Annotated in this window: 6 protein-coding genes and 1 pseudogene; 5 read left to right on the top strand and 2 right to left on the bottom strand. The window is 57.1% G+C overall.

Annotation, left to right across the window (positions count from 1 at the left end; translation table 11 throughout):
* The 4 genes from EOM25_11515 to EOM25_11500 form a co-directional block, all read left to right on the top strand.
* Positions 1-186 (top strand): ribosome small subunit-dependent GTPase A (locus EOM25_11515; GenBank protein ID NCC25800.1); only part of this gene is annotated, 186 nt, incomplete at its 5' end.
* Between the two features lie 199 nt (positions 187-385).
* Positions 386-1,951, top strand: coding sequence for an FMN-binding glutamate synthase family protein (locus EOM25_11510; protein NCC25799.1), 1,566 nt, complete (start codon positions 386-388; stop codon positions 1,949-1,951).
* 81 nt (positions 1,952-2,032) lie between these two features.
* Positions 2,033-3,811 (top strand): amidohydrolase, encoded by a 1,779-nt coding sequence (locus tag EOM25_11505; GenBank protein ID NCC25798.1) that lies wholly within the window; start codon positions 2,033-2,035, stop codon positions 3,809-3,811.
* A gap of 104 nt (positions 3,812-3,915) precedes the next feature.
* Positions 3,916-4,245 carry a DUF3795 domain-containing protein gene (locus EOM25_11500; protein ID NCC25797.1) on the top strand — a complete coding sequence of 110 codons (330 nt, stop codon included), beginning with the start codon at positions 3,916-3,918 and terminating at the stop codon, positions 4,243-4,245.
* A 371-nt stretch (positions 4,246-4,616) separates the two neighbouring features.
* On the opposite strand, the gene EOM25_11495 is transcribed toward EOM25_11500, so the two are convergent.
* Positions 4,617-4,982 carry a hypothetical protein gene (locus tag EOM25_11495; protein ID NCC25796.1) on the bottom strand — a complete coding sequence of 122 codons (366 nt, stop codon included), beginning with the start codon at positions 4,980-4,982 and terminating at the stop codon, positions 4,617-4,619.
* A gap of 195 nt (positions 4,983-5,177) precedes the next feature.
* Here EOM25_11495 and EOM25_11490 point away from each other — a divergent pair, with 195 nt between their 5' ends.
* On the top strand, positions 5,178-5,906 hold the full coding sequence (locus EOM25_11490) for a DUF4197 domain-containing protein (GenBank protein ID NCC25795.1): 729 nt from the start codon (positions 5,178-5,180) through the stop codon (positions 5,904-5,906).
* Between the two features lie 105 nt (positions 5,907-6,011).
* Here EOM25_11490 and EOM25_11485 read toward each other — a convergent pair.
* Positions 6,012-6,122, bottom strand: a pseudogene (locus tag EOM25_11485) (YkgJ family cysteine cluster protein).

The following is a 6,122-nucleotide window of genomic DNA, read 5'->3' as shown; positions in this document are numbered from 1 at the left end:
CACGAAGCAGGTTGCGCTGTCCGGGCCGCGGTCGAGCGCGGAGAGCTGAGTGAAGATCGGTATGCCAGCTACATCAAGCTCAAGAAGGAGTCGGAATTTTACGAGATGTCATATTTTGACAAACGGAGAAAGGACAAAGCCTTTGGCCGGCTCGTCAAATCGGTAAAAATGCAAATGAAGCACTGAAATACGAGTGTCAAACAAAAGATTCATTCTGCTGTCATCAAAAACAGCAATATGAATATTCAGAAAAATATTCATGACCTGTGTAAAAAAGTGGTACGTGATCTTGGCCTTCCCCATTTTCCAACCATGCCCCTCGTTGCTGATGCGTTGACATCAAGCCTTGCCCCGCACTCAATGTCTGATCAAGGAGATTGAATAAATGCAGTATAGCCCAGCCCTAGGGAGTTCGATCACCAATACCCGCCTGCGCAGCCAGGGCCATATTGCCGACATTTCCGGGATGTGTGCCGTCTGTACTGCCGATTGCCTCGGACCGTGTGAGATCGGCCTTTCCGCACTTCGCGGTTCCGAAGCTATACTTCCTTTTTCCGCCGACACGAATCAGTTTGCCTCGGAAAAACGCTATCCGCTCGATTTTTCACACTTCAATATCAACGGCCGGGTCTTTGGGGCGTCGGGGCTTCCTGCCGATCCATGTGTGGCCAATTTTCCAAACGCGGACATTTCCTCGGTTTTTGGAAATGCCCATGCCGTTAAAATTAAAGCCCCGTTTATCCTTCCGGCAATGGCCAAACTGGCATGGGAAGAATACTACGCCGGCGCGGCGCTGTCCGGTATTCCCGTTGTCATTGGAGAGGACGTTGTCGCCAAAGATCCCGGACTCGTGGTCCGAGGGCATCGAGTCGTCGAGTCGCCATTGATCGCAAGGATGGTATCCACGTTCAGGCGGTATGATCGCGGTTTCGGTGACATCGTGCTCCAGGCCAACCCCGATGATGAATTCCATGGCGTTCTCGAATACGCCATCGACAAACTTGGCATTAAATCGGTTGAGTTGAAATTCGGGCAGGCGGCCAAGGGCATCCAGGGCATGGGCCGTGTTCCGGATATCAAGGATGCGCTGCGTTTCAAGGAACTCGGGTATATTGTCGTCCCGGATCCAACAAATCCAGTGGTTGCCGAAGCCTATGCCCGGGGCGTGGGCCCCGTCTTTGAGAAGATCGGCAAACTGCCGATGTGGAATCCTGAGGAGCTTGTGCGGCGGGTGGCCGAGTTGCGGAGTCTGGGAGCCGAGCGGGTCTGTTTCAAAACAGGCCCTTTTGATCCTCGGGACATTACCACGATCATCGAAGTCGCTTCGGAATCGGGTGTAGACCTTGTCACTCTCGACGGGGCGGGGGGCGGTACCGGTCACAGTCCGGTAAAGATGATGAACGAATGGGGCATGCCGACAGTGACGCTCGAGGTTATTGCTTGCCGCATTTTGGAGAGATTGGAAAAGGAAGAAAGGCCATTGCCGCCACTCGCCATGGCCGGCGGGTTTGCGACGGAGGATCATATATACAAGGGTCTGGCTCTCGGTTCTCCATATGTTCGCATGATTGCTCTTGGCCGTGCGGCTATGGCCGCCGCTTCGGTGGGGCGGCAGGTTGGGAAGGCACTGCAAAACGGCTCATTACCTGAGGGCTATGCCCGATTCGGGACCTGCATTGAAGAAGTCTTCGCGGACTTTCGCCTCCTCAAGGCCGAATATGGCGACGAAGCGTCCGATATCCCCACGGGGGCCCTTGGCCTCTATTCCTACCTGAACCGGGTTTCCGTCGGTCTCAAACAGTTCATGGCTCTGAATCGAAAATTTGCACTTCGCTATATTGGGCGGGAAGATATCGTGCCCCTCACTGAACTTTCAGCAAGGGCGACGGGGCTGGCGACCTACGATGAACTCCTCGATAAGGAGATAGGATCGTCCCTCACCGGGCGGTAGGGTGCGGGTGCACCATTTTTGATATCTGTAGACATCCCTGAATAGTTGACTCCCATCATCTCCGACACCGGAAGGTAGACCATGAAAACGCGTGCTCTTCCCCTTTTCGTGACTGGCTGGGTGCTGCTGGCCTTTCTGGCCGGGTGCACCGGTGACTCCGACTCCAGTGCAGACCGCTCCGCCGATCTGGCCATTGTCAATGCCACGGTGTTCACCTCCGATCCGGCCAGACCCTGGGCCGAGGCCGTGGCCGTTCAAGACGACCGGATCATCTTCGTGGGCGAGGATGCCGGTGCGGACCGGTTCATCACTGCCGATACCCGGGTCGTCAACGCCCGGGGCCGGATGCTCACCCCGGGTTTCATCGACAGCCATTGCCATGTTCTTTGGATAGGGGCCTTGCAGTCCATGATGACCAAGGAACTGTACAAGGCCGTCAGCGTTGACGAGGTTGCAGACCTGGTCCGGGCTCAGGCGGCCGGGTATCCGGACGACGCCTTGGTCATGGGAGTGGGCTGGCAGTATGCCTACATTCCCAGGCAGATGCCGAACAAGGAGATGGGCGATGCCATCATCGCCGACAGGCCCATGCTCCTCATGTCCTACGACGGGAATACCGGCTGGTTGAATACCGAGGCAGTCCGCCAGCTTGTCTCCAGAAACGCCACGGCATTTCGACATCTGGATCCGGCCGTGGACGAGACGGGGGAATATTCCGGGGTGCTCATGCATTTCCACGCCTTCAATCCCCTGGACTTCTACACCATCGACGAACTGGGACCGGGCATGAAGTCTAGGATGTTCGCGGCCATGGCGGCCATGCTGGACCAAGCCTTGTCTTTCGGCCTTACGGCCTTCAACGATGTCCAACTCTATCGGTCATTCCTGCCCCTTTTGATCGAGTTCCACGATGAGGGAGGCCTGGAGCGGGTCCGGGCCCGGGGCTCGTACTATGTCGGTAGCCACAGCCTTGAGGACGAGGACGGACTGCGGGCCAATCTGGAATATTGGCAGTCCCTGGACAACCCAAGGGGCGACGAACATCTGTTCCTGGGCGATTCGGCCAAGCTCTACATCGAGGGTGTGCTGGACAGCTACACGGCCCTGCTTCTGGAACCCTACGCCGACCGGCCGGACACATGCGGCGAGGCCACATGGACCCAGGAGAATTTCAATCATGTCGTGGCCCTGCTGGACGGCATGGGCCTGCAATGCTGCACCCACGCCATCGGGGACGGGGGAATCCGTCGGGTACTGAATGCCTATGAGAATGCGGCCGAGATCAACGGTCCGCGCAACGCCAGACACAGGCTTGAGCATTGCGAGTTGCCCGAACCGACCGAGGACTTGCCGCGCTTGGCCCGTCTGGGCGTACTCGCGGCCATGCAGCCTGCCCAATTTTTCGGGAACGCCAACGGCGAAATCCGCCTGGGGTTCGACCGTGTTCAGCGCTACGACCCCTGGAAATCCCTGCAGGACGTCGGGGTTGATCTCTCCTTCGGCAGTGACTGGGCCGCTGGGCCTTTGAACCCCATGTACGGGCTGTTTGTGGCCGTGCATCGTCTGAACCACGAGTTCTCGGATGCCTGGGGACCGGAGCAGAAGATTGGGATCGAGGACGCCTTGGGCCATTACACCATGGGCTCGGCCCGGGCCCTAATGCTTGAGGACCGTATCGGATCTATAGAGATCGGAAAGTTGGCCGACCTTGTGCTCTTCAATATCGACTTGCGGGAGGTGGCCTCGGATCGTTTCATGATTGAGCATCCCCTGACCATTGAAGGCTTGGAGGTCTCAGGTTGGGATGATTTCGTGGATATGACTGTGGTTGGGGGCCAGGCGGTGTATGAGAGGATGTGAGATGGTTAATCGAAATTACAGGCTATTGACCTCGACATGCATGGCCGTCTGTGCCTGGAAAAGAATTTTCAATAACGAAAAAAGCCAATCAAAGGAGGTGTGACATGATCGCTTTTTGTGGGATCGATTGCGGCACATGCGAGGCGTTCATCGCGACGGCAACCGATGATGATATTCTGCGGAAAAAAGTGGCAAATCAATGGACGGAGGCTTACAAAGTCCAGATTCTTCCAGAATACATCAATTGTACGGGGTGCCACTCATCCGGTGTGAAGGTGCATTATTGCGAGAATATGTGCGAAGTAAGAAAATGCGCCGTCGAGCGAAATGTCGAGACCTGCGCCCAATGTGAGGATTATCCCTGCTCCCGTCTGGCTCTGATTTTCAGCCATGCCCCGCATGCGGAAGCCATGCTGAACTCGCTGAGAAAATAAAAAAATCAATTTTTGTCCGTTCAAACAAAGGTCGATTCAACAATCTGTTCGGTTGTGGCTCCTGCCCGGTAATGAAGGAGTAGGAACAGCTCCACGCGGTCGAAAAAGCTTATGCAGAGAGGGCATGCGGCACAAATCGCCGTATGCCCTCTCTGTACTATGAAGTCTGCCGGTTTCAAAAGGATATCGAGAGACTTCAAAGACTCCAATGATGCGGATCAAAGCCGGAGGAGGGCCAGTAGGAACACTCCGGATGCCGTCCGAGTTCATTTGACTAGCCACGGAACCATGATGGCCAATGCGATGCCCAAGGCGGTCAGAATCAGGGCCAGCATGATGAACCAGTGGGGAACGAAGCGCACGAGAGACCCTCAGTTCAGTGGGATGGCCAACCCGCCGGCGGGGTGGATGCCGATGGCCAGTCCGCCTTTGCTGAAATAGCCCAGAGCGAATCCGCCGAGGGCATTATACCCGATGGCGCAGCCGCCAATGGCCCAGCCTCCCACGGCCAGCCCTCCGACCGCAATGCCTCCCAAGGTCACCAGTCCGACAGAGAGTCCGCCCAGGGCCACGACGCCGAAGGCAGCACCTCCGACGGCCACGACACCCACGGCCAAGTCGCCCACGGCAATGATGCCTTTGGCCACTCCCCGGGTACCTGCTCTTTTCCGGTCCGGACCTGTTGCGATGGACAGCAGGGGCCAGCCGCCGATTTTGAACGATGATTCGTACCGCATGATGTTTCTCTCCTGTTGTCGTGACTTCTTGAGAGATGGTTCGAATTTTTCGTCGGCTTTCGATCGGAAAGAGTCAAGGCTACCGCGCACGAGGTAAAGCTGGCTGCTGATCATTGACCCCATTGCCATCTTGATGTCCTTCAACTCTTTCCATAGACGGGGCCGAAAGCCAACACCTGAATCTTGGAGGGTTTCATGAGACATTCCAAATGTGTTTTCGTCCTGACCACCCTGGCCGTCCTGATTCTCGCTTCATCCGTCGGAGCCCAGAATCCACTGATCCAGCGAGGGCTGGACATGCTCGGGCCAGGTTCGGGCGGATTGACCCAGGCCGAAATGAGCGAGGGGCTGAAAGAGGCCCTGCGGGTGGGAACGGATGCGGTGGTCAGCAGGCTCGGCGTGCCAGGCGGCTTCAGTTTGGATGAGGCCGTCCACATTCCCATCCCAGGGCAGCTGCGCAAGGTCCAGAAGGCCTTGCAGGCAGTCGGGCAGGCCGGTCTAGCCGACGATCTGGAATCGAAGATGAACCAAGCCGCGGAACAGGCCACACCCAGGGCCAAGGCCTTGTTCATGCAGGCCATCCAGACCATGACCATCCAGGATGTGTCCCAAATCTTAAACGGTCCTGATGATGCGGCCACAAGTTATTTCCGCCGTTCCATGGCTCCCGAACTGGCCAAGGAGATGCAGCCGGTGGTCGGGCAGGCCATGGCCGAGTCCGGTGCAGTGCAGGCCTACGACACGATGATGGGCCGTTACGAGAAATTGCCCTTTGTTCCCGATGTCAAGACAGACCTGAACGGATATGTGGTCGAGAAATGCCTGGACGGTATTTTTCACTACGTGGCCGTGGAAGAGGCGGCCATCCGCAAGGATCCAGCCAGAAGAACCACGGATCTTCTGCGCAAAGTGTTCGGAAAATAGGGCGTTGGGGCCAAGGTCTCAGAGCGGAACTGGCTCTGGTGCGAGACCGGGAAGGACTGCGGGACTTTGGGGCAGGACAGGGGCCAATACGGCCGGGTCAGGTGGTTCGAAGGCCCGGCAATGGGAGTATTCGGCGTGTTCCAGAGAGAGGGGGAAAGATCGGCACTTGAGGGGGCGGAAGGCGTGGATGGCACAGATCCGATGCCGGCCGTCGGG

The organism is Deltaproteobacteria bacterium (genome assembly GCA_009929795.1).
Taxonomy (GTDB): Bacteria; Desulfobacterota; Desulfovibrionia; order Desulfovibrionales; family Desulfomicrobiaceae; genus RZZR01.
Note: the sequence above shows the minus strand (reverse complement) of the source record. Positions and strands in the feature narration are given on the sequence as shown.

What these genes read in the sequence shown, in the direction of transcription:
- EOM25_11490 (NCC25795.1), top strand. Translation starts at nt 5,178, where the DNA reads ATGAGACATTCCAAATGTGTTTTCGTCCTGACCACCCTGGCCGTCCTG.
- EOM25_11505 (NCC25798.1), top strand. Translation starts at nt 2,033, where the DNA reads ATGAAAACGCGTGCTCTTCCCCTTTTCGTGACTGGCTGGGTGCTGCTG.
- EOM25_11495 (NCC25796.1), bottom strand. Translation starts at nt 4,982, where the DNA reads ATGCGGTACGAATCATCGTTCAAAATCGGCGGCTGGCCCCTGCTGTCC.
- EOM25_11500 (NCC25797.1), top strand. Translation starts at nt 3,916, where the DNA reads ATGATCGCTTTTTGTGGGATCGATTGCGGCACATGCGAGGCGTTCATC.
- EOM25_11510 (NCC25799.1), top strand. Translation starts at nt 386, where the DNA reads ATGCAGTATAGCCCAGCCCTAGGGAGTTCGATCACCAATACCCGCCTG.